Genomic DNA, 23,218 nt, shown 5'->3' with positions numbered 1-23,218 from the left:
GAGGCACGAGGTCGCAAGGTCATGACGCGCGCTTCCCACGCTTCCCACGCATCCCACCCAAGCTCCGGCCTCGTTGTCTGTATCATCGCCTCATGAGGCACCGCGGGGGACGGGGCTCGAGGGGATGGCCATCACGGCGGCTCGGGCCGACAGGAGCGCTGGCCGTCGCCGTCCCGCTCCTCTGTGCCTCGCTGTGGCCGTCGTTGGCCCGCGCCGACAGCTACGAGCGGTGCGTCCGCGAGGCGGCGACCCAGGCCGAGATCGACGCCTGTGCCCCCAAGGACGAGCCCATCGAGGTGAGGGTGCGGGCGAAGCCGCCGGCCCGGAGCGCCTCCGACGTCGAGGCGGACGCGCAGGTCCTCGCCGCGGCGCCGCACGGCTCGGGCGCCGACGTGCTGCGGGTCCTGCCGGGCGTCTTCATGAGCGATCGCGGCCTGCCCGGTCGCGCGCCGCACCTCTCGCTGCGCGGCTTCGACGGCACCTCGGGTCAAGACGTCGAGATCTTCGCCGGCAACATCCCGATGAACCAGGTCTCGCACATCCGTGCTCCTGGATATGCCGACATGCGCCTCATCATGCCGGAGGTGGTCCGTTCCGTCCGGATCGCCAGCGGCCCTCACGATCCGAGGCAAGGCGATTTCGGCGTCGCCGGCTCGCTCCGCATGGATCTCGGCCTGGAGGCGCCGGGCTTCTGGTTGAAGGGGGGAGTCGGCTCGTTCGGGACGAGGCGTGTCCTCATCGCGTTTGCGCCCGAGCACGACGAGATGATGGACACGTTCGCGGCCTTCGAGACGGACGCCACGGACGGGCCGGGCGGCGCGCGCGGCGGCGAGCGCAGCTCCTTCGTCGGGCAGCTCGGCGGGGGCAGCAACCAGGTCCAGTTCCGCGCGACGGTGGCCATCGGCTCGGCGCGCTTCGACTTTCCCGGCTACCTGCCGCAGGGCCCCGTGGAGCGGGGCGCCGCCCCCTACGCGGCGCAGCGGCCGCTCGGCCGCGACAGGACATCGCAGGCGCTCGTCGGCTCCGATGTCCTGTGGAGCCTCGGCGAGGGCACGATGGGCATCGGCGGGTTCGCGGGCAAGACCAAGACGACGTTTCACCAGAACCTCACCGGGTACGCGCTCGACCAGCTCGCCGGCGAGCCGATCGTCCGGAGCGACGACAGCGAGATGGTGAACGACGCCTCGACCTTCGGCCTCACGGTGCTTTACCGCCATGGCGTCGAGATCACCTCGAAGCGCGATTCCATCGAGATGGGCGCCTACGCGCGCGTGGACACGGTCGACCAGACCGACACGCGCCTGTTCGAGGACGGCACGAGGAACGCCGCGCTCGTCGACGCGACGATCGACGCCACGAACGTGGCCGCGTATGCCGATCTCTCGCTCTACCCGATCAAGCGCGTGGTCGTCCGCGGCGGCGCGCGCCTCGACTCGCTCTCGTACGGCGTGCGGGATCGCACGAGCAACGCCGGGCTCGAGCGCACCGCGCAGGGCTTCGTCGTGTCGAGCAAGGCCATGGCCGACATCGCGGTCAGCGGCGGCGTGCACCTCGTGGCGAGCTACGGCGAGGGGTTCCGTTCCCCGCAGGCGCGCGACCTCGACGAGGGCGAGCGCGTGCCGTTCACCAGGGTGCGCAGCGTCGAGGCGGGCATCCGGCTGAAGGAGGGCAAGACCTTCCAGGGCTCGGCCGTGGGGTTCGGCTCGTGGCTCGGCAATGACCGCGTGTTCGACGCGGCGTCCCGGCAGCACGTCGAGGCCCCGCCGTCGGTGCGCGCCGGCGCGCAGGTCGTGATGAGCGCGCGCTCCGGCCCGTTCGGCGCGCACCTGAGCGGGACGTACACCCACGCTCGCTTCACCGGCTCCGACGCGCGCTTCGCGGAGGGCGACCCGGTGCCCTATGCGCCGGCGTTCGTCCTGCGCGACGACGTGTTCGCCTCGGGGGTCGTCGGCCGGCTCTCCGGCAAGGAGGTGACGGTCCGCGTGGGCGCCGGCGTCGAGGGCATGGCGGGTCGCTCCCTCCCGGGCGGGCGGGACGGCAAGGACGCTGTCAGCCTCGATGCCGTCGCGGCGGTCGGCTGGCGCGGCATGGAGCTCGCCCTGAACGGCACGAACCTCCTGGGCCTGCAGTATTACGACGCGCAGTACGTCTACGCCTCGAGCTTCGTGAAGGACAGCGCGCCCCCGCAGCCGTCGCCGCACGTGCTCGTCGCGGCGCCGACTGCGTGGATGCTGACGCTCCAGATCCACCTCCGTGGCAAGGAGCGCGCGCCGGAGCAGGCCTATTAACAGCCCTTTTCAGCGGAGAAATTGAACAGGGAGGCGGGGAGTCAGGGAGTATTTGAAGATTTCCCTCCCCGTCTCCTCGCCTCCCTGTGAATTCTCCGAAGAATTGAAGGGAGTCCCTAGGCTGTCTCCTGCGTGGACGTCAACCGATCTCGCGGTAGTCGAACCAGTCGAAGTCCGCGTGCAGGCGTGTGCCGGCCAGGTCCTGGCACGCCATCCCGACGAAATTGCCCGTGAACCCGCAGGGGATCGCGTGCTCGTCCGACAGGATCGACGCGTCGTGCTCCCACCCCACCGCGTGGTAGGTGACGCCATCCCGCGAGTAGGAGAACGATATCCGCTCGTCCTTGATCTCGAGCCGCAGGAAGATGTTCTCCACCCCGTCCAGCACGTACTCCTTCTCGACCGGGAACGTCAGGTTCCCGCGCTCGCACTTCATGATCGAAAGGGCCTTCTCGGCGTGCTCCGCCCGGGAGACGTAGAGATAGTAGAACGAGTCCGTGCTGTAGAACGCAACGAGGCCCGCCATTTGCTGGAAGTGCTGAGGGGCGAACTGCATGCACGTCGTCGCTTGCACGTGTTTGGCCTGCTGGCGCCGCGCGACGAGGCTCTGCTCGAAGTTCGAGGTGATGCTCTCGCGCCCGATCAGGCGCAGGTACCCGGGGCGGGCGGCGAGGCTGCTCACGTCTGCCGGCAGCACGCGCGGCGACTGCCACTCGATGCTCAGCGCGGGCGTGTCGAAGTCGTCGCGCTCGGGTGTCTTCGGCCATTCGTGGCGAGCCAGCTTGGGCCCCTCGTAGACGTCCAGCGGAACCTGCCCGCCCGAAGTCAGCCGCGGCCACCCCTCGACCCAGGTGATCCCCTGGAGCGCCGTCTCGCGTCCCAGCGTCGACCGGCCATTCTTCAGCGGGCGACGGCACAGGTGCGCGAACGCCCACGAGCCGTCCTTGTTCTCCACGAAGCTACCGTGACCGGCGCTCTGGAGCAGCAGCTCGGGGTGGGACGCGCTGGAGATGAGCGGATTGTTGGGCATGACCTCGTAAGGGCCGTGAATCGAGCGAGAGCGGGCCACCGTCGCGGCGTGCGTGATGAACGTGCCGCCCTCCGCGGTGAGCAGGTAGTAGTAGCCATCTCGCTTGTAGAGGTGCGGCCCCTCCACGAGCCCGAGCGCGGTGCCTCGGAAGATGTTCTCCACCGGACCGACGAGCTTCTTCTCCGTCGGGCTGTACTCCTGGAGCAAGATCCCGCCGAAGGGGTTGTTGCCCGGCCGGTGATCCCACACCATGTTCACGAGCCACTTGCGGCCGTCGTCGTCGTGGAACAGCGAAGGATCGAACCCCGAGCTGTTCAGGTAGATGGGCTCCGACCACGGACCGGTGATGGAAGGCGCGGTGACCAGGTAGTTGTGGACGTCCTTGAACGCCCCCGCCCAGCGTCGCGAATTCGTGTAGATGAGGTGAAACAAGCCGTCCGCGTAGGTCAGGCACGGCGCCCAGATCCCGCCGGAGTTGGGGTTGCCGCGCATGTCCAGCTGCGAGTACCGCTCCAGCGGCCGCGCGACCACCCGCCAGTTGACGAGGTCTTTCGAATGGGAGATCTGGACGCCCGGGTACCACTCGAACGTCGAGGTCGCGATGTAGTAATCGTCCCCCACGCGAACGATCGACGGATCGGGGTTGAACCCTCTCAGTGCCGGATTTTCCACCTTGCTCATTCACTCACCTTGATTGTCTCGTTGTGTTCCAGGGCAGCCAGTCCTGCTTCCAGAGCTCGACGGATACGCCCGGCACCGCAGGCGCACCCTGCCCAGGTCCCACCGCTCGCGCGCTCGGGCGAGGCACCGGAGGTGCGTGTCCGCGGCAGCTCGGGACGCGGCGCGAGCTCGGGATGCGGCGTGGGGGAGAAGGCATCATAGGGGAACGTGGCGTCTGCAACGTCGCCCCTGCTGGTTCCCGCATCTGCCGTCTGTGGCCGCGCGGCAGGACCTGCCGGAGGAGCTCCGCCGTCGGCGCGCGAGGGTAGCACCGCGCGCGCGCGCGTCCAGGCGCTTCGTCTCGCTGCGCGGGCGCCTCCTTCGGGCTCTGGCGACCGCGCGCCCGCTCACTCCGCCGCCGCCGTGAGCTGCGCCGCATCCGCCGGCCGCGCGCGGTTCCACGCGGACGCCACGGCGGCGAGCGACGCCATGTCGGCGTCCCCGTGCGTCCCCGCCCCGAAGCTGCGCTTGCGCCCGACCGAGATGGCCACGTAAGCCGCCGTCTCGTCGCCGGCGCTCCTCTGGAGCGCGTGCGCCGCGTGCTCGTCCACCGCGATCGCCATCCCCGTGTGGCGCGAGAGCGCGCTCGCGAGCGCCTCGACGGGGCTGCCGCCGGCGGCGCTCAGCACGTGGGCGACGCCTCGGATCTGCACGTGGAACTCGTGTCGTTCGTCCGCGCCCTGGCCGACGCGCCTGTGCCGGGTGACGCGGAGCGTCCCTGCGCGGTTCACGTACTCCCGCTCGAAGATCGCCAGGATCTCGGCCTTCTGCACCTCGCCCTCGGTCCGCTCCGCCCTGCGCTGCACGGCCTGGCTCACCTCGACGGCGAGCCCCCTCGGCAGCGCGTAGCCGTGGTCGTGCTCGAGCACGTAGGCCACGCCGCCCTTGCCCGACTGGCTGTTCACGCGGATCACCGCCTCGTAGCTGCGCCCGACGTCCTGCGGATCGATGGGCAGGTACGGCACCTCCCAGCGCGGGCTCCCGCCCTCGCGCAGCGCCTTGAACCCCTTCTTGATCGCGTCCTGGTGCGACCCGGAGAAGGCCGTGTACACGAGCTCGCCGACGTACGGGTGGCGCGGGTGGACCGGCAGGCGGTTGCAGTGCTCGACCGTCTCCTTGATCGACTGGACGTCATGGATCTCGAGCTCGGGATCCACGCCCTGGGACATCAGGTTGAGCGCCAGCGTCACGACGTCGACGTTGCCCGTGCGCTCGCCGTTCCCGAGCAGCGTGCCCTCGACGCGGTCGGCGCCCGCCATCACGGCCAGCTCCGCCGCGGCCACGGCGGTGCCGCGGTCGTTGTGCGGGTGCACGCTCAGCACGATGCTGTCGCGCTGCTTCAGGTTCCTGTGCATCCACTCGATCTGATCCGCGTACACGTTGGGCGTCGACATCTCCACGGTGGCGGGCAGGTTCAGGATGATCTTCCGTGAGGGCGTGGGCTCCCAGACGTCCATCACGGCCTCGCAGATCTCCTTCGCGAAATCGAGCTCGGTGCCCGTGAAGCTCTCGGGGGAGTACTCCAGCGCGACCTCGGTCCCGGGCGACCGCGCCGCGAGCTCCTTCACCAGCCGCGCCCCCCGCACGGCGATCTCGGTGATGCCCGCGCGATCCAGGCCGAACACCACGCGCCGCTGGAGCGTGGAGGTGGAGTTGTAGAGGTGGACGATGGCGCGGCGCGCCCCGCGAATGGCCTCGAAGGTGCGCTCGATCAGCTCGGCGCGCGCCTGGGTGAGCACCTGGATCGTCACGTCGTCCGGGATGAGCCCCTGGTCGATGATCCAGCGCACGAAGTCGAAGTCGGGCTGCGACGCGCTGGGGAAGCCCACCTCGATCTCCTTGAAGCCCATGCGCAGGAGCTCGTGCCACATGCGGAGCTTCCGCTCGAGGCCCATGGGCTCGACGAGGGCCTGGTTGCCGTCGCGCAGGTCCACGCTGCACCAGCGCGGCGCCCTCTCGATCACGCGGCTGGGCCAGCGGCGATCGGGCAGGTGGATGGGTTGAAAGGGCTTGTACTTGTGGACAGGCATCGTGGACATGACAGGACTCCCTGAAAGCTAGCGATGGGAGTCGTCACGACACGACGACGAGGCGGAGGACCCCCACCGGGACCAAGAGAACCGAGGGGGCCGTACTGCGAGGAGCGACGTCGATCAGCAGCGCGCGCAAAGGCCCCCGGGCCGTAGGCCTAGGCAGGGGCGTAGGGAGCGCGCGCGAGGGACGGACATCGAGGGGGCAATCTAGCGAACGTTCGCTCGCCTGTCCAGCGCCGTGGGCGCGCCGCCAGCGCCGCCTTATGGCGCTAGAGCCCGACCGGGCTCCGCACAGCTCGCTAGGCCGGCGCGGCGCCGCGCTCCTCCGCCTCAGGCGGGTTCAGCGGGAGCTCCACCACGAACGTCGCGCCTGCGCCCGGCTTGCTCTCCACCCGGATGGATCCGCCGTGCGACGCCACGATCGAGCGTGCGATGTAGAGCCCCAGGCCCAGGCCGCCGAAGTTGCGCACCGACACCGCGCGCTCGAAGCGCTCGAAGATCCTGCCCTGATCGGCCTCCGCGATCCCGATCCCCTGATCCCGGACGACCAGCAGCGCGCGATGGGCCTGCCTCCGCACGCCGACGAGAACAGGCCTGCCCGCGCCGTACTTCATCGCGTTCGACAGGAGGTTGATGAGGACCTGCTCCATGCGAGAAGCATCCCAGTCCCCGACCACGCGCTCGTCCAAGTCGAGCTGGATCGGGCAGCGGGCGTCGGCGAGCTGCTGGCTCATCCGCTCGACGACCTCGCTCGCCAGCGCCGCCAGATCGACCGGCGCGGGCGCGAGCGTCAGCCGCCCGGCGTTCAGCCGCGTGACGTCGAGCAGCTCGTTGACCAGGTGGCCGAGCCGCGCGATCTGGCGATCGAGGAGCTGGAGCGCGGCGTCGATGCGCTCCGGGGCGACCTCCGCGCGCCGGTAGCGAGGCAGCAGCCGAGCGAGGAGGTGAGCCTGTATCTTCAGCGAGGTCAGCGGGGTGTTGAGCTCATGCGAGGCGACGACGAGGAACTCGTCCCGGCGCTCGATCGCCTCCTTGGCCTCGGTGAACAGACGGCTGTTGTCGAGCGCGAGCGCGGCGCGGCTCGCCAGCTCCTCGGCGAGCCACAGGTCGGCGGGGCCGTAACGGCGCCGGGGCGCGGTCGCCAGCAGGGTCATGGCCCCGAAGCGCCGGTCGCGCGCGAGGAGCGGAATCCGGAGGAAGGCGTGAATGCCGAGCTGCTCGAGGAGGGGCGCGGCGCGGACGTCGCCCACCTCGGCGCGGTCCGGCGAGGTCGCCGCCAGGGGCCGCAGCGCGTCTCTCACTGCGTCAGCGAGCTCGGCCGGCATTCCCGCGGTGACCGTGTGTCCCGGGGCGCAGTGAGCGAGGCCCACATCGATGACGCAATGATCGGCCAGCTCGGGCACGGCGAGCTGCGCCACGGTCTCGAGGGTCGCGCCGTAGCCGAGGGCCATGAGCTTGCGGCTCGCCTCGGCGAGGAAGCGCTCGGCCTGCTCGGCCCGCTTGCGCTCGGTGATGTCGGTGGAGATGCCGCAGAGCATCCGAGGCGTGGGCCCCTCGCCGAGAGGCACCTTGACCGACAGGAAGGTGTGCAGCCCGTCCTCCAGCGGCACCGTCTCCTCCCACTCCATCGGCGCGCCTGCCTCGAGCACCTTCTGGTCGTGATCGTGGATGGTCTGGCCGACCGGACCAGGGAAGAGCTCGGCGACCGTCTTTCCGAGGATCTCCGCGATCGGCAGGCGCAGGTTGTTGCTCACGTGCCGGTTGACGAGCAGGTGCCGGCCTTCGTGATCCTTGAGGTAGATGGACGCCGCCGAGTTGTCGACGATGGCCTGCAGCGTCGCCTGGCTCTCCCGGAGCTCCCGCTCCGCCCGCCGCCGTTCGGCGTTCTCCTGCTCGACATCGGCATAGAGCATGGCGTTCTCGAGCGAGATGGCCGACTGCGAGGCGAGCAGCTCGATGACGCTGAGCCGCCCGGGGGTGAAGGCGCCGGTGACGAGGTTGTTCTCCAGGTAAAGCAGGCCGATGAGCCGGGCCTCGCGCATGATCGGGAGGCACAGCACCGATCTCGTGCGCTTGCGTCGGAAATACTCGTCCTCCATGAAGGGGTGCCGGGCGGCGGCGTCGTCGAGCAGCACGCGCTCGTGGCTCCGGCGAACGTAGTTGAGGACGGCCTCTGGCAGCGCAGCCGACCGCGCCTCGCCCGCACCGAGCAGCCGTACCGCGCCCCCGGGCGCCTCGATCGCCGCCGCGGTCGACAGGCGGTCCTCCCGGAGCAGGAGCACATGCCCCTCCTCGGCGCCCGCGTGCTCGACCATGGTGCGCAGCAGCGTCTCGAGCAGCCGCGGGAGCTTGAGCTCACCGGAGATGCTCTGCGAGGCCTTCACCACCGACAGGACGTCGAACTGCTCGGCTCGCACCGCGAAGGTGATGGTGGGGGCGATCGGCTTGCGCGGGGCGAGGTGGGGATAACGCTGATCGAGCTGCTCCACCTTGGCGTGAGCGCCCCACGTGAAGTAGGCAGCGCGTGCCTCTCGCAGGTAGCTGTCGGCGGGCGTGGTGAGGCCGCGCGCGCGGTAGAACTCCGCGGCGAGCTCGCAGGCGATCGCCTCGTGCTGGACGAAGCCGGCCTCCCGCGCCGATGTGATGGCCTGCTCGTAAAGCCGGCTGGCCTCCGGCTCGTGCCCCCGGAGCCGGGCGATCTCGGCGCGGACCAGCGCGTGTTTGTGGAGGAAGTTGTCGGGGCCGCTCCTGGCCCACGCGCCGAGCTGCCGCTCGCAGTCGAGGAGCCTCTCGGGGAGCGCCCCCAGCGGGGACGGCTGCGCCTCGTGCGCGCCGTGCGGCGCGTTGAAGAGGGTCGCGAGCGCGAGCGCGAGATAATAGAAGCTCTCGGCGATGACCGCGTGCGGCACGACCCTGGGGGGGTGCTCGGCGATCGCGCGGGTCGCCGCCGCCAGCGCCTCTCGGGGAGAGCCGAGCACGAAGAGCGCCTGCGCCTTCAAGCTGTAATAGAAGTCGCGAGCGGCCTCCAGCTTCCCAGCCTCCTCCAGCCGCGCCTCGAAGGCCGGCGCATCCAGCTCGGACCCGTCCAGCATCGAGAAGCGGACCGGCCTCCCGCGCAGCGTCTGGATCATGGCGTGGCCGCCGAGGAGGGCGTTGTGCGCAAACGTGTAACCGACCCTGTGCACGAAGCCGAGGCGCTCCTTGACCTCGCGAAGCACGTCCTCCAGCGGCTCGCCAGAGAGCAGCGGGAACAGCGCGGCCCAGATGCAGTTGGTGCACGCCATGTTCAGGTCACCGGACTCGACCGCGGCGCTGAAGCCTTCTCGCGTGTACGGATACGTCTCTCTGTAGTGGCGTGTCCAGAAGACGACATGGTGTCCGAAGAGGACGACCACCACCGATTTCGTGGTCAGGAGGCCGCTCGCGTCCGCCAGGCCCTGGGCAAGCCTGCCGAACAGGTAAGCCTCCCGATATCGGCCGAATCTCGAGCTGATCACCATCGCGAAGGCGGCGTAGGCGACAGCGGAGGGCTCGGCGTTGCCGTGGCGCAGGCTGAGCTTGACCATGCGCATGACGACGAGGTTGTACAGGTTCGGGTCCACGAAGAACGCAGGGAGGGACACGCTCTGCAGGACGCCCATCGTGATCTTGATCTCCGGGTGCGTCATGGGGGGCAGATGGATCAGGTCCTCGATGGCCCGATCGCCCAGGGCCTGCCAGACGCTCTCGGTCTCCTTCTCGATCTGCGCGTCGGTGGGGTGGAGCGGCAGATCAACGTCGCACGCGCGGAGGCACGAGAGCCCGATCTCCACCGCGCGGGCGTAGTGCCCGCGGGTGACGTTCAGCGCGGCGACGAGCGCGGAGGCGGCGGCCGTCTCGTGCCGGGTCCTCGCGCGATCGCGGAGCTCTTCCAGGAGCCGCTCGGCCTCGCCGAAGGCGCCGGTGATGTACGCGACGTGCGCGCGCTCGAAGGTCAGGTCGTAGGTCAGCTCGTGCCGCGCCTCCCAGGAGGCCGGCGCGAGCAGCGAAAGGCCCGCGGCGAAGAGCGCGGCGGCGGATTGGAAGGCCGCGGCCGCCTTGGCCCTCCTGCCGGCGCGGAGGTTCAGCGCCGCGACCTCATCGCGCTCCGCCTGGGAACGCAGAAGCGCGGCGCCGTGGTTGAGGTGGCCGACGACGTCGAAGAGCGCGTCGTCGCGCTCCTCCGCGCGTTGCGCCGAGAGGAGCTGCCGCCCGATACAGAGGTGCCTCTCGGCGCGCTGTTCCGCCGGAATGAGCGAGTAAGCGGCCTGCTGTACCCGGTCATGGAGGAATCGATAGGCAGAGCCCTGGCGGAGGAGCAGCCCCTCCCGCACGGCCTCCTCGAGTGCGTCGCGGAGCTCCGCCGGATGGCCTGCGACCACCGCGAGCGTGTCGAGGTCCAGGCTGCTGCCGAGGCAGGCGGCGAGCGTGAGCGCTTCCCGCGCCGGGACCGACAGCCGCTTCAGCTTGCCCGTCATCAGCTCGACGACGTTGTCGGTGAACCCCTTGTCGCGGATCGCGGCGATGTCCCACCGCCAAGCCACCTCGTCCGCGTCGAAGGTGATGAGCGCCTCCTGGTGCAGCGCGATCAGGAACTGGAGCACGAAGAACGGGTTGCCGCCGGTCTTCTCGTAGACCAGCCGCGAGAGCGGCTCGACCTGATCTTCTGGCGCGTGCGGCGCGTGCGGCGCGTGCGGCGCGTGGACCGCCTCGGCGACGAGCGCCGCGACGTGGGCGGCGGAGAGCGGCTCGAGGACGAGCTCGGAGACGGCGGCGCCGCGCCTCCGCACCTCGGCCAGCGTGAGCCGCAGCGGGTGCGCGGGGCCGACCTCGTTGTCTCGATACGCGCCGATCAGCAGGAGATGCTCGGCCCCGGCGTAGGTGGCGAGCTGCTCGAGCAGCTGGAGGCTGGCCGCGTCGGCCCACTGCAGATCGTCGAGGAAGAGCGCCACGGGGTGCTCCTTCCGGGCGCACGCCGCGACGAAGCGCTGGAGCGTCGCGTGCAGCCGGCTCTGGGCCTCGGCGGGCGGAAGCTCGGGCACGGGCGGCTGGGGACCGAGGAGCAGCGTGAGCTCGGGGAGCACGTCGGCGAGCAGCCTTCCGCTTTCGCCGAGGGCCTCCCGCAGGCGCCGTCTCCAGCGCTCGACCTGCTCCTCGCTCGCGCCCAGGATCTCCTGCAAGAGCGCCCGGAACGCCTGAAGGAAAGCGCGGTAGGGGATGTCCCTCGCGGTTTGATCGAACTTGCCGGAGAGGAAGAAGCCCCGCTCCCTCACGATCGGCCGGTGCAGCTCGGCGACGAGCGATGACTTGCCGATGCCCGAGTAGCCCGACACGAGCACCAGCTCTGGCCGGCCCTGCGCTACCACCCGCTCGAACACGGCGAGCAGCGCCGTAACCTCGCGCTCGCGCCCGTACAGCCGCTGCGGCACCTGGAACCGGTCGGAGAGATCGCGCTGCCCGAGCGCAAAGGGCGGAATGGCGCCGCTCGCCCGCCACCTCGCGAAGCACTCGTCCAGGTCGCGCCGCAGGCCGGCCGCGCTCTGATAACGCTCCTCGGCGGCCTTGGAGAGCAGCTTGAGCACGGCCTCCGACAGGAGCGGGGGAATCGAGGGGACGAGCGCGTGCGGCGGCGGCGGCTTCTGGGCGATATGGCAATGGACCCACGCGACGGGATCGCTGGCCCGGAACGGCAGGCTGCCCGTCAGCAGCTCATAGAAGACGACGCCCAGGGAGTAGAGATCGGTCCGCTCGTCGATCCAGCGGTTCATCCGGCCCGTCTGCTCCGGGGCCATGTACGCCAGGGTCCCCTCGATGAGCCCGACGTGCTCGAGGTGCTGGAGCTCGCGCGGAATCCGGGTTGCAATTCCAAGATCGGTGATCTTCACCTCGCCGGTAGCGGGCTGGAGGATCAGGTTCTGAGGCTTGATGTCCTTGTGGACGACGCCATGCCGGTGCACCTCGGCGAGCGCCTCCGCCGAGCGGACGGCGAGCGGGAAGAAGCCATCGAGCGGCATCGGCCCTCGCTGGAGCCGATCGAGCGACACGCCGCCGAAATCCTCCAGGACCAGCGCCGGCTGATCGCCAAGCATCTCGAGCGCGTAGGGCTTGACGATGGCCGTGGTCTCGAGCGCCCGGGCGACCTCGTACTCGTGACGCAGCCGCTCGCGGGCACGGGGGCTCGCGTGATCGCGCCGGAGGACCTTGAGCACCACGTGTCGGCCGTCGCCCTCGCGTACAGCTCGGTAAAGAAGGGTGTCTGAACCCTCGTAGAGGACCTCGATGATTGCGTAACGGGACGAAGACCCCTGATCGGACGAGGCGGGTTGGGTGTCCACTGGAGTCCTGATGCCGGTGATGCGCGGCACATGCTGCCATGGTCGGTGCGCGCCGCCAACGCTTTGACTGGGCGAGTCGCCGGACATCATCCGTCCTCCTCCCTCCGCGAACCCCCGGCGCGCGCCACGCCTCACACCGGGGCCACCCTGTCGAGGACATCGTGGCAGGACCTGCCCCGCACGCTCGTTCGCGAACGCCGCAGCGCCGTCCGCCGCTCGACCGAGCTCTCGTGCGGCAGCGCGCGGCTGCCTCATCGTCGGTGTCCTAGGCCGGCGCGGCGTCGCGCTCCTCCGCCTCCGGTGGGCTCAGCGGGAGCTCCACGATGAACGTCGCGCCGGCGCCCGGCTTGCTCTCCACGCGGACGGATCCGCCGTGCGCGGCCACGATGCTGCGCGCGATGTAGAGCCCGAGGCCGAGACCGCCGAAGTTCCGGACCGACACCGCGCGCTCGAAGCGCTCGAAGATCCTGGCTTGATCCGCCTCTGCGATCCCCATCCCGTGATCTCGCACCACGAGCAGCGCGCGATCGCCCTGCCTGCGCACGCTGACCTGGACGAGGCCGCCGGCGCCGTATTTCATCGCGTTCGATAGCAGATTCATGAGGACCTGCTCCAGGCGAGACGGATCCCAGCGCCCGACCACGGGCTCGTCCAGATCGAGCTCGACGTGGCAGCGGGCGTCCGCGAGCTGCTGGCTCATGCGCTCGACGACCTCGCGCGAGAGGGCCGCCAGATCGACCGGCGCGCGCGAGAGCGTCAGTCGCGCGGCGTTCAGCCGCGTGACGTCGAGCAGCTCGTCGACCAGGTGCCCGAGCCGCGCGAGCTGGCGATCGAGGATCCGCAGCGCCTTGTCGATCCGCTCGGGGGCGAGCTCGGCGCGCTGGTAGCGGCGGAGCAGGCGATCGACGAGCTGCGCCTGCATCTGCAGCGAGGTGAGCGGGGTCTTGAGCTCATGAGAGGCGACGAGCAGGAACTCGTCCCGCCGCCGGATCGCCTCCTGAGCCTCGGCGTACAGACGGGCGTTGTCGAGCGCGAGCGCCGCGCGGCCGCCCAGCTCCTCGGCCAGCCGCAGGTCGGCGGGGCCATAGCGGCGGCTGGGCGTGGTCGCCATCAGGGTCATGACCCCGAAGCACCTGTCGCGCGCGATGAGCGGAACCCGGAGGAAGGCGTGAACGCCGAGCTGCTGCAGGAGGGGCGCGGCGCGGACGTCGCCCACCTCGGGCCGGAGCGGCGACGCCGCTGTCAGGGGGCGCAGCGCGTCGTTCAGCGCTCCCAGCTGCTCGCCGGGCACCCCCGCGGCGGCCGCCGGGCCCGGCGCCCCGTCGTCGCAGTGCACCTCGACGATGCACTGGTCGGCGAGCTCGGGCACCGCGAGCTGCGCCACGCTCTCGAGGGTGGCGCTGTAACCGAGGGCCATCAGCTTGCGGCTCGCCTCGGCCAGGAAGCGCTCGGCCTGCTCGGCCCGCTTGCGCTCGGTGATGTCGGTGACCATGCCGCAGAGCACGCCGGGCATGACCTCCTCGCCGAGGAGGAATTTGACCGTCAGGAAGGTGTGCGGTCCGTCCTCCAGCAGGACCTCCTCCTCGCATTCCACCGGCTCGCCCGAGTCGCGCGCCTTCCGGTCGCTGCCCAGGAAGCTCTCGGTGGTCCGAGCAGAGAAGAGATCGGCGTCGGCCTTTCCGAGGAGCTCACGGCTCGGCAGGCGAACGAGGTTGCCCGCCTGCTGGTTGGCGAGCAGATATCGACCCTCCCGATCCTTCAGGAAGATGGCAGCCGCCGAGTTGTCGACGATGGCCTGCAGCGTCTCCTGGTTGGCCTTGAGCGCCTGTTCCGCCCGCCGCCGCTCGGCGTTCTCCTGCTCGATCTCGGAATAGAGCAGGGCGTTCTCCAGCGAGATCGCCGACTGCGCGGCGAGCAGCTCGAGCACGCTGAGCCGCGCGGGGGTGAAGGCGCCGGTGACGAGGTTGTTCTCCAGGTACAGCACGCCGATCAGCCGGGCCTCGCGCACGATGGGGAGGCAGAGCACCGATCGCGGGCGCTTGCGCCTGAAATACTCGTCCTCCATGAACGGGTGCCGGCCGGCGGCGTCGTCGAGCCGCACGTGCTCGTGGCTCCTGCGAACGTAGTTGAGGACGGATTGCGGCAGCGCGGCCGAGGGCGCCTCGCCCGCACCGAACAGCCGTACCGCGCCCCCGGGCGCCGCGAGCGTCGCCGCGGTCGACAGGTGATCCTCCCGGAGCAGGAGCACATGCCCCTCCTCGGCGCCGGCGTGCTCGACCACAATGCGCAGCAGCGTCTCGAGCAGGCGCGGGAGCTTGAGCTCGCCGGAGATGCTCCGCGCGGCCTTGACCACCGACAGGACGTCGAACTGCTCGGCCCGCACGGCGAAGGTGACGGTGGGGGCGATCGGCTTGCGCAGGGCGAGGTGGGGAAAGCGCTGATCGAGCTGCTCGACCTTGGCGTGGGCGCCCCAGCGGAAATAGCCGGCGCGGGCCTGCTGCAGGTGGGCGCCTTCGGACGTGGACAGGCCGCGCGCGCGGTAGAACCCCGCGGCGAGCTCGCTGGCGATGGCCTCGTGCTGGACGAAGCCGCCCGCCCGCGCCGACGTGATGGCCTGCTCGTAGAGCCGGCTCGCCTCCGGTTCGTTCCCGAGGAGCCGGGCGATCTCGGCGCGGACCAGGGCGTGCTTGTGCAGGAAGTTGTCGGGGCAGCTCCTGGCCCACTCGCCGAGCTGCCGCTCGCACTCGAGGAGCTCGTCGGGGAGCGCCTCTCGGGGGGATGGTCCCGCCTCGCGCGCCTCGTCGACGAGGGCCGCGCGCGCGAGCGCGCGATAGTAGACGCACTCGGCGAGCATCGCCTGCGCATGAGTCTTCCAGCGCTCATCGACGATCACACGGTCCGTCGCCGCGACGGCCTCGCCCTTGGAGCCGAGCAGGAACAGCGCCTGAGCCTTCAAGCAATAGTGGATGGTATACGAGCCCTGCAGGCTCTCCGCCTGAAGCCGCGCCTCGAAGGCCTCCTGATCCAGCTCCGATCCATCCGGCATCGAGAAGCGGGCCGGCCTCCCCCGCAGCGTCTGGATCAGGTGCCGGGCGCTGACGAAGGGGGGCTGAAACCACGCGTGACCGACCATGGGCACGAAATCGAGGCGATGTTCGAGCCCGTGAAGCACGTCCTCCAGCGGCTCGCCGGAGAGCAACTGGAGCAGCGGGGCCCAGACGCAGTTGAGGCCCGCGCTGACGATGTCGCCGGCCTCGAGCGCGGCGGTGAAGCCGATGCGCGTATAGAAATAGGTCTCTCTGTAGTGGCGCGTCCAGAAGACGATCATCTGTCCAAAGGTGGTGAACACCGAGGATTTCGTGGTGAGGACGCTGCTCCTGTCCGCCAGGTCGTAGGCGAGCTTGCCGAACAGATAAGCCTCCTGGTATCTCCCGAACCTCGGGCCGAGCACCATCGCGAAGGCGGCATACGCGCGGGCGGACGCCTCGGTGCTCCCGTGACGCAGGCTGAGCTTCACCATCTGCACGGCGAGCAGATAGTAGAGGTCCGGGTCCATGAGGAAAGCAGGGATGACCGTGCTCGCCAGGACGTCCATCGCGACCTTGATCTCCGGGCGCGTCATGGGCGGCAGGTGGATCAGGTCCTCGATCGCCCGGTCGCCCAGCGCCTGCCAGACGCCGCTCGTCTCCTCCCCTATCTCTGCGTCGGTGGGGTGGAGCGGAAGAGCGATGCCGCAGGCGCGCAGGAACGAGAGCCCGATCTCCACCGCGCGGGTGAACTCCCCGCGGGTCGTGTGCAGGTTCACGGCGAGCACGACCACCGCGGCGCGCTCGAGCCCGTCCCTCGCGCGCTCCATGAGCTCGCCGATGAACCGCTCGGCCTCGTCGAAGCCGCCGGTGGCGTACGCGCAGTGCGCGCGCTCGAAGATCAGGCTGTAGGTCAGCTCGTGCTGCGTCTCCCAGCGGTCGGGCGCGAGCAGGCCGAGGCCGGCGGCGAAGAAGGCGGTGGCAGACTCGAAGGCCGCCGCGGACTTGGCCCTCCTGCCGGCGCGGAGGTTCAGCGCCGCGACCTCCTCCCGCTCCGTCCGGGAACCCAGGAGCGCGGCGCCGCGATTGAGGTGCCCTGCGATGTCGAAGAGCGCCTCGTCGCGCTCCTCCGCGCGCCGTGCCGAGAGGAGCAGCCGGCCGATCCGGAGGTGCATCTCCGCGAGCTGTCCTGGCGAAATAAGCGAGTAAGCGGCCTGCTGTATCCGGTCATGGAGGAATCGATAGGAACCGTCCCGATGGAGGAGCAGCCCCTCCCGCACGGCCTCCTCGAGCGCGCCGCGGAGCTCCTCCGCCGGGCGGCCCGCGACCACCGAGAGGGGTTCGAGCTCCAGGCTGCTGCCGAGGCACGCGGCGAGCTTGAGCGCTTCCTGCGCCGGGGCCGAGAGCCGCTTCAGCTTGCCCGCCATCAGGTCGCCGACGTTGTCGGTGAAGCCCTTGTCGCGGATCGCGGCGATGTCCCATCGCCAGCTGCGCTGCTCCGCGTCGAAGGCGATGAGCCCCTCCTGGTGCAGCGCGAGCAGGAACTGGAGCACGAAGAAGGGGTTGCCGCCGGTCTTCTCGTGCACCAGCCGCGCGAGCGGCTCGACCTGCTCTCCCGGCGCATGGACGGCCTCGGCGACGAGCGCCCCGACGTGGGCTTCGGAGAGCGGCCCGAGGACGAGCTCGGAGACGGCGGCGCCGCGGCGCCGCGCCTCGGCCAGCGTGACCCGCAGCGGGTGGGCGGGGCCGACCTCGTTGTCGCGGTAGGCGCCGATCACCAGGAGGTGCTCGGACCCGGCGTAGGTGGCGAGCTGCTCGAGCAAGAGGAGGCTTCCCGCGTCGGCCCACTGCAGGTCGTCGAGGAAGAGCGCCACGGGGTGCTCCTTCTGGGCGCACACGGCGACGACGCGCTGGAGCGTCGCGTGCAGCCGGCTCTGGGCCTCGGCGGGCGGGAGCTCGGGCACGGGCGGCTGCGGGCCGAGCAGCAGCTCGAGCTCGGGGAGCATGTCGGCGAGCAGCCTCCCGTCGGGGCCGACGGCCTCACGGAGGCGCTGTCTCCAGCGCTCGACCTGCTCCTCGCTCGCGCTGAGGATCTCCTGCACCAGCGCCCGGAACGCCTGACGGAAGGGGAGGTAGGGGACGTCCCGCTTGAGCTGTTCGAACTTGCCGGAGAGGAAGAGGCCCCGCTCCCTCACGATCGGCCGGTGCAGCTCGGCGACGAGCGACGACTTCCCGATGCCCGCGTAGCCCGACACGAGCACGAGCTCTGGCCGGCCCTGCGCCACCACCCGCTCGAACGCGGCGAGCAGCGACGTGATCTCGCGCTCGCGCCCGTACAGCCGCTGCGGGACCCGGAACCGATCGGAGATGTCGCGCTGGCCGAGCGCGAAGGGCTGAATGGTGCCGCTCGCCCGCCACCGGGCGAAGCACTCTTCCAGGTCGTGCCGCAGGCCGAGCGCGCTCTGGTAGCGCTCCTCGGCGGCCTTGGAGAGCAGCTTGAGCACGACCGCGGACAGCGCCGGGGGAACCGAGGGGACGAGCGTGTGCGGCGCGAGCGGCGTCTGGGCGATGTGGCAATAGACCCACTCGACAGGATCGCTGGCCGCCCGGAACGGCAGGGTGCCAGTCAGCATCTCGTAGAAGCTGACGCCGAGGGAGTACAGGTCGGTCCGCTCGTCGACCCAGCGGTTCATCCGGCCTGTCTGCTCAGGCGCCATGTACGCCAGCGTCCCCTCGATGAGCCGGGAGCGGGTGAGGTCCTGGAACTCGCGGGGCGAGAGGCAGGCGATCCCGAGGTCGGTGATCTTCACCTGCCCGGTCTCGGGGTTTTCGAGCAGGTTCTGGGGCTTGATGTCCTTGTGGATGACGTGGTGCCGGTGCAGCTCGGCGAGCGCGTCGGTGATGCGGAGGGCGAGGGGAAAGAAGCGCTCGAGCGGCATCGGCCCTTCCTGGAGCCGATCGAGCGACACGCCCCCGAAATCCTCCAGGACCAGCGCCGGCTGACCGCCGAGCATCTCGAGCCCATGAAGCTTGACGATGGCGGTGGTGTCGATCGCCCGGGCGATCTCGTACTCGTGAAGCAGCCGCTCGCGGGCGCGGGGGCTCGCGTGATCGCGCCGCAGGACCTTGAGCACCACGGGAAGGCCGTCGTCTTCGCGCACACTGCGGTAAAGAAGGGTGTCTGAACCCTCGGAGAGGACCGCGACGATGGCGTAACGGGACGACGCCCCGGGATCGGAGCAGACGGGAATGGTGCCCACGGGAGCCCTGCTACGGGGAATGTGCGACGCATGCTGCCATGGTCGGCGCGCATCGCCATCGCTTTGAGCGGGCGAGGCGCCGGAGTTGCAGTCACGCCGAGCTCGTCCGCTCCTGCGCTGCGGCGCGGCCGCGGCGTCGAGGCGGGATTACCGACTCACGGGACTAGGGCTTGTCGAACTCGGGGATGAGCTTGCCGATCTGGCGAATGCTGCTCATGACCTGCTCGTGCGAAAGGCGCCCGACCTGCTGGAAGCTCAGCAGGCGATCGATGCCGAGGTCCTGGTAGAATTTGATCTTCTGCCGGCACGTCTCCGGGCTGCCGACGATGAGCGAGTTCTGCTCCTTCAGGGCGTCGAACACCTCCTCGTTCGGGACCTCTTCGTTCTGCATGATGCGGGCGAGGACGGCGTTGGCCTTGGTCTCGGCCGGCGTCTTCCCCGCGCGGTCGCGCAGGAGCTGGCCCACGAGGCCGCCGCCCGCCGGGTCCTTGGCCAGCGCCTGCTCCTCGGCGTGGGTCCTGAGGAAGTGCTCCTTTGCCTCGAAGAACGTGAAGGATCCGTTCGTGTACCACGCTGCCGCGGAGGCGGCGCCGTTCTCCATGGCCTGCTGATCCGTCTCGGCGCAGTGAGCGAACGTGAAGAACCCGACCTGGTTGTTGATGAACGCGCCGACGGGCCGCTCACACCGGCGGATGGCCTCGCGGTAGATGCCGATCCACTCCTTCACCTGGTCGGGCGGCGCCCACAACGTGACGCCGAGCGCGCCGACCCCGTTGCGCCCGGCCTGCTCGAACGAGGCCAGGCTCGAGCAGGCCTGCCAGAGGGGCGGGTGGGGCTTCTGGTATGGCTTCGGGATGATGGGGACGTTGTTGATCTCGGCGTCCTCGCTCTTCCAGGAGAACCGCTCCTGCGTCCACATCTTCGGGATCATCTCGAACGCCTGCTGCATCTGATCGCGCGTCCGGTCCGGAGGGATGTTGAACGTGCGCCACTCCGGGATGGTCGAGCGGGCCAGGCCGAGCTCCAGGCGCCCGCCGCTCAGGTGATCGAGCATGGCGGCGCGCTCGGCGACGCGGATCGGGTGGTTGAACCGGAACGGCGACAGCACCGAGGAGTGCCCGAGCCGTATCGACGTCGTGTGCTGCGAGATCGCCGCGAGCATCACCTCCGGCGCCGACGAGTAGCTGAACTCCTCGGCCGTATGGTGCTCGACCTGCCAAAAGCAGCCGTACCCGAGCCGATCGGCGAGCTTCGCCTGCTCGAGGGTGTTCATGATGACCCTGTGCTCGTGGTCCTCCGACCACGGACGGGGACTCTGCATCTCTGTGAACAGGTCGATCTTCATGACTTCCTCCCTCGCGAGTGCTGCGCGCCAAGCATCGATCCGTCGCGTACAAAACGGCAATGTGTGGTTTGACGCACACTGATCTACATGTCGATGGATCGCCGGAGTCGGGCGCTCAGAGGATGGGATGTGCGTGTGGCCCGTCGCGGGAGACCTCCGGTGGAGGGCTTCTCGGGTGCCGGCGGTCCCGGCTCCGGGGCGCTCGGGAGGGCGCGAGCGATTGCCACGTCTTCGCCACAACCTCTCCGCGTTTGTTCCTCGTCGGGCGCGCGGGCGCGCCTCACCCGGGGGGTACGCCCAGGGAGGTCTGCGGCGGTCGTGACCAGGCCGCGCAGCGCTCACCCCGATGGAGGTCCTCGTGCAGGCGCAAGCTACCTGTCTCCCTGTAACGTCATCGCTCGAGGCCGGCACGGACGCCGGCGCGAACGAGCCCGCGGAGCGTCGAGACGACGCCTCCGCGGCCCCCGTGCCCGGCCCCGCCGCGGAGCCCACCGCAGGCGCCGGACACCGCAGCTGGACGGCCGCCCTCCTTGCGGAGCGGCCCTCGGTCTTGCTCCGCGAGGAGCTGTCCCGGTTCGGCGTCGGCCTCGGCCTCGCCTCGCTGTACGGCCTCTCGCTCGGCGCGCGGCAGGGCGGCGTGTCGTTCGTCCGCCACGCGGCCGGCGTCCCTGCGGCCATGATCGCCGTTGCTTGCGTCGGCGTGCCGGCGCTCACGATCGTGCTGACGCTCTTCGATGCGCCGCTCGACCCGCCACGCGCGCTCTCGGCGACGGCGCGCGCCGCCGCCGCGACGGGCCTCGTGCTCGGCGGCCTCGCGCCCGCCTCGGCGCTCTTCGTCGTGACGAGCGGGGCGGACGCGACAGCGGCCCTCATGGGGCTGCTCGGCCTCGCGGTGGGCGGCGCCGTCGGCATCTGCGTCCTGCTGCGTGACCTCGGCGCGGTGCTCCAGCGCGAAGGCGGTGTCGCCGGCGTGTCCCGGTCGACGGCGGCGCTCGTCGTGTTCGCGGCGTTCGCCGTGGTGCTCGCGCTGCGCGTGTGGTGGGGGATGCTGCCGATCCTGAAGGGAGGTGCCCTGTGAGCGCCTCCGTCGTGAGCCGTCTCCTCCGGGCGCCCTCCGAGGTGGCCGCGAGCTGCCGTGAAGACAGGGACATCCGCGCCATCGCGCTCGCGTCGCTCGGCGCCATCGCCCTCGGATCGGCCGTGTTCGGCGGCGTGATCGGGAGCTTCCGCGGCAGCGAGCAGATCGTCTTTGCGGCCGTCAAGGTGCCGCTGGCGATGCTGATCACGCTCGCGCTCTCGGTCCCGGCGCTCCACGCGTTCTCGGCCGTGCTCGGGCGCCCGTGGCCCATGCGGTCCGTCATCGCGCTCGCCCTCGCGTCGGCGGGCCGCTCGTCGCTGGTGCTGCTCGCGTTCGCGCCCGTGCTCTGGCTGGCCATCGACGTGGGGCTCGGCTACCACGCGTCGTCGGTCGCCGCCTGGCTCGCCTACGCCGTCGCGGGCCTCGCGGCGCTCGGCGTGCTCGTGCGGGGCATCGGCGCGGGCCGGGGCCGCTGGCTCACCGCGGTCGCCTTCATGGCCGTCTTCTTCGCCGTCGGCGGTCAGGCCGCGTGGATCCTCCGGCCCTACCTCGGGCGGCCGAGCGAGAAGGACGTCCCGTTCCTGCGCGCCCGCGAGGGGAGCTTCTCCGACGCGCTCGTGAAGAGCTTCCGCTCCTCGCTCGGGATCTACGACCGGGATCTGCGCTCGCTCGACGGCGTGGCGGAGGAGGCGCAATGAGCCTTCGCGATCTCGCGGTGCTGTACCTGATCGCCGGGCTCGCGTGCGCCGTGGCGGTGTACCGCGCCTCGCCCGAGGGGCGCCGCCGTGCCGCCCTGTCCGCGGCGCTCTGCGTGCCGCTCTGGCCCATCTGGGCGCCCGTCGCGCTCACGGCGGGCCGCGGGGAGGGCGGCGGGCGTCCGGTCGGCGCCGCGGGCGAGGCCGCCGCGCGCGTCCAGGGCGCGCTGCGCGAGGGGGTCAGCGCCTGCGCTGGCACCTCGTTCGAGGCGCTCCTGTCGCGCGAGGCGGCCTCGCGGATCGAGGCCGAGGTGGCGCGCGCCGCCGCCCGCCACGCCGAGCTCGACGCGCTGCTGCGCCAGAGCGGCTTCGACGAGGGCGCCGCCGCGGCGCGCGTCGCGGAGATCGAGCGGGGCGGCGGCGGTGCTGGGGGGCGGTCGCTGGCGACGGCGCACCTCCACCTCGAGAACATCCGGCGCCTGCGGGCGATGCGCGACCGCGACGCCCGCGCCCTCGAGGAGCTCGCGGATCTCGTCCAGGCGCTGCGCACGCAGCTCGTGCTGGCGCGCTTCGCCGGATCCTCGGTCGAGGGCGTCGGTGGTATCGTGTCCGAGGTCTGGGCGCGCGTGGAGGGCCTCGGCGCGGCGATCGACGCGCACGGCGCCGGAACAGAGGGACCGATCGCGACGTGAGCAAGCACATTCTGGTCGTCGACGATGAGGCGCGCATCCGCGAGGTGCTGCTCTACGCCCTGCAAAAAGAGGGGTACGCCGTGACGGCGGTGGCCGACGGGCGCGCCGCCGTCGAGGCGGCGGGGGCGGGCACGGTGGACCTCGTGGTGCTCGACGTGATGCTCCCCGAGCTCGACGGCCTCGAGGTGTGCCGGCGGCTGCGCGCCGGGAGCAGGACGCCGATCCTGTTCCTGTCGGCGCGCGCCGACGAGGTCGACCGGATCGTCGGCCTGGAGCTCGGCGGCGACGACTACCTCACGAAGCCGTTCTCGCCGCGGGAGCTCGTGGCGCGGGTGCGCGCGCTGCTCCGGCGGACCGAGGCGCCACCGCCGCCCGGGCCGGCGCCCACCGGCGCGCGCACCGCGGTCCTCCGCCACGGCCCGATCGAGGTCGACACCGAGCGTCACGAGGCGCGGTACCTCGGCCAGCCGGTGTCGCTCACGGCGACGGAGCTCGGCGTGCTCGGCGCGCTGCTGGAGCGGCCCGGCGTGGTGCTCTCGCGCGGGCAGCTCATGCAGCGCGCCTACCGCTACGACAACCTGATCACGGAGCGCACCATCGACACGCACGTTCGCCGGATTCGCGCGAAGTTCCGTGTGGTTGGCGGCGATCCGATCGCGACCGTCCACGGCGTCGGCTACAAGCTGCAGGGGGCGTAG

General features: G+C 70.8%; 10 protein-coding genes. 5 read left to right on the top strand and 5 right to left on the bottom strand.

Features of this window, described 5'->3' with window-relative positions; translation table 11 throughout:
• Nucleotides 1-203: 203 nt before the first annotated feature.
• Entirely contained in the window at nt 204-2,288 is a 2,085-nt protein-coding gene (locus WME95_RS27125; RefSeq protein ID WP_437902281.1) for a TonB-dependent receptor, read from the top strand.
• 139 nt (nt 2,289-2,427) lie between these two features.
• Here WME95_RS27125 and WME95_RS27120 read toward each other — a convergent pair whose 3' ends face one another.
• The 5 genes from WME95_RS27120 to WME95_RS27100 all read right to left on the bottom strand — a co-directional run bounded on the left by WME95_RS27120 (nt 2,428) and on the right by WME95_RS27100 (nt 20,055).
• Nucleotides 2,428-3,999, bottom strand: coding sequence for a glycoside hydrolase family 43 protein (locus WME95_RS27120; protein WP_437902280.1), 1,572 nt, complete (start codon nt 3,997-3,999; stop codon nt 2,428-2,430).
• A 386-nt stretch (nt 4,000-4,385) separates the two neighbouring features.
• Complete coding sequence (leuA, locus tag WME95_RS27115; protein ID WP_437902279.1) at nt 4,386-6,077, bottom strand: 2-isopropylmalate synthase; 1,692 nt, start codon at nt 6,075-6,077, stop codon at nt 4,386-4,388.
• A 293-nt stretch (nt 6,078-6,370) separates the two neighbouring features.
• Nucleotides 6,371-12,424, bottom strand: coding sequence for an AAA family ATPase (locus WME95_RS27110; RefSeq protein WP_437902278.1), 6,054 nt, complete (start codon nt 12,422-12,424; stop codon nt 6,371-6,373).
• Between the two features lie 265 nt (nt 12,425-12,689).
• Nucleotides 12,690-18,710, bottom strand: coding sequence for an AAA family ATPase (locus tag WME95_RS27105; protein WP_437902277.1), 6,021 nt, complete (start codon nt 18,708-18,710; stop codon nt 12,690-12,692).
• Nucleotides 18,711-18,873: 163 nt separating this feature from the next.
• Complete coding sequence (locus WME95_RS27100; RefSeq protein WP_437902276.1) at nt 18,874-20,055, bottom strand: LLM class flavin-dependent oxidoreductase; 1,182 nt, start codon at nt 20,053-20,055, stop codon at nt 18,874-18,876.
• 358 nt (nt 20,056-20,413) lie between these two features.
• Here WME95_RS27100 and WME95_RS27095 point away from each other — a divergent pair, with 358 nt between their 5' ends.
• The 4 genes from WME95_RS27095 to WME95_RS27080 are packed head-to-tail and all read left to right on the top strand — an operon-like array spanning nt 20,414 to nt 23,218.
• A complete protein-coding gene (locus WME95_RS27095) occupies nt 20,414-21,133 on the top strand; it encodes a hypothetical protein (RefSeq protein WP_437902275.1) in 720 nt (239 codons plus the stop codon).
• On the top strand, nt 21,130-21,831 hold the full coding sequence (locus tag WME95_RS27090) for a hypothetical protein (RefSeq protein ID WP_437902274.1): 702 nt from the start codon (nt 21,130-21,132) through the stop codon (nt 21,829-21,831). Before WME95_RS27095 ends, WME95_RS27090 begins: the two co-directional genes overlap by 4 nt.
• The gene (locus WME95_RS27085) at nt 21,828-22,520 is read left to right on the top strand and encodes a hypothetical protein (protein ID WP_437902273.1); all 693 of its coding nucleotides are present in this window, start codon (nt 21,828-21,830) and stop codon (nt 22,518-22,520) included. Before WME95_RS27090 ends, WME95_RS27085 begins: the two co-directional genes overlap by 4 nt.
• A complete protein-coding gene (locus tag WME95_RS27080) occupies nt 22,517-23,218 on the top strand; it encodes a response regulator (RefSeq protein WP_437541144.1) in 702 nt (233 codons plus the stop codon). The genes WME95_RS27085 and WME95_RS27080 overlap by 4 nt, the downstream gene beginning before the upstream one ends.

Origin of the sequence: Sorangium sp. So ce327 (assembly GCF_051530205.1) — a bacterium.
In the GTDB taxonomy this organism is placed as follows: domain Bacteria; phylum Myxococcota_A; class Polyangia; order Polyangiales; family Polyangiaceae; genus Sorangium; species Sorangium cellulosum_B.
Note: the sequence above shows the minus strand (reverse complement) of the source record. Positions and strands in the feature narration are given on the sequence as shown.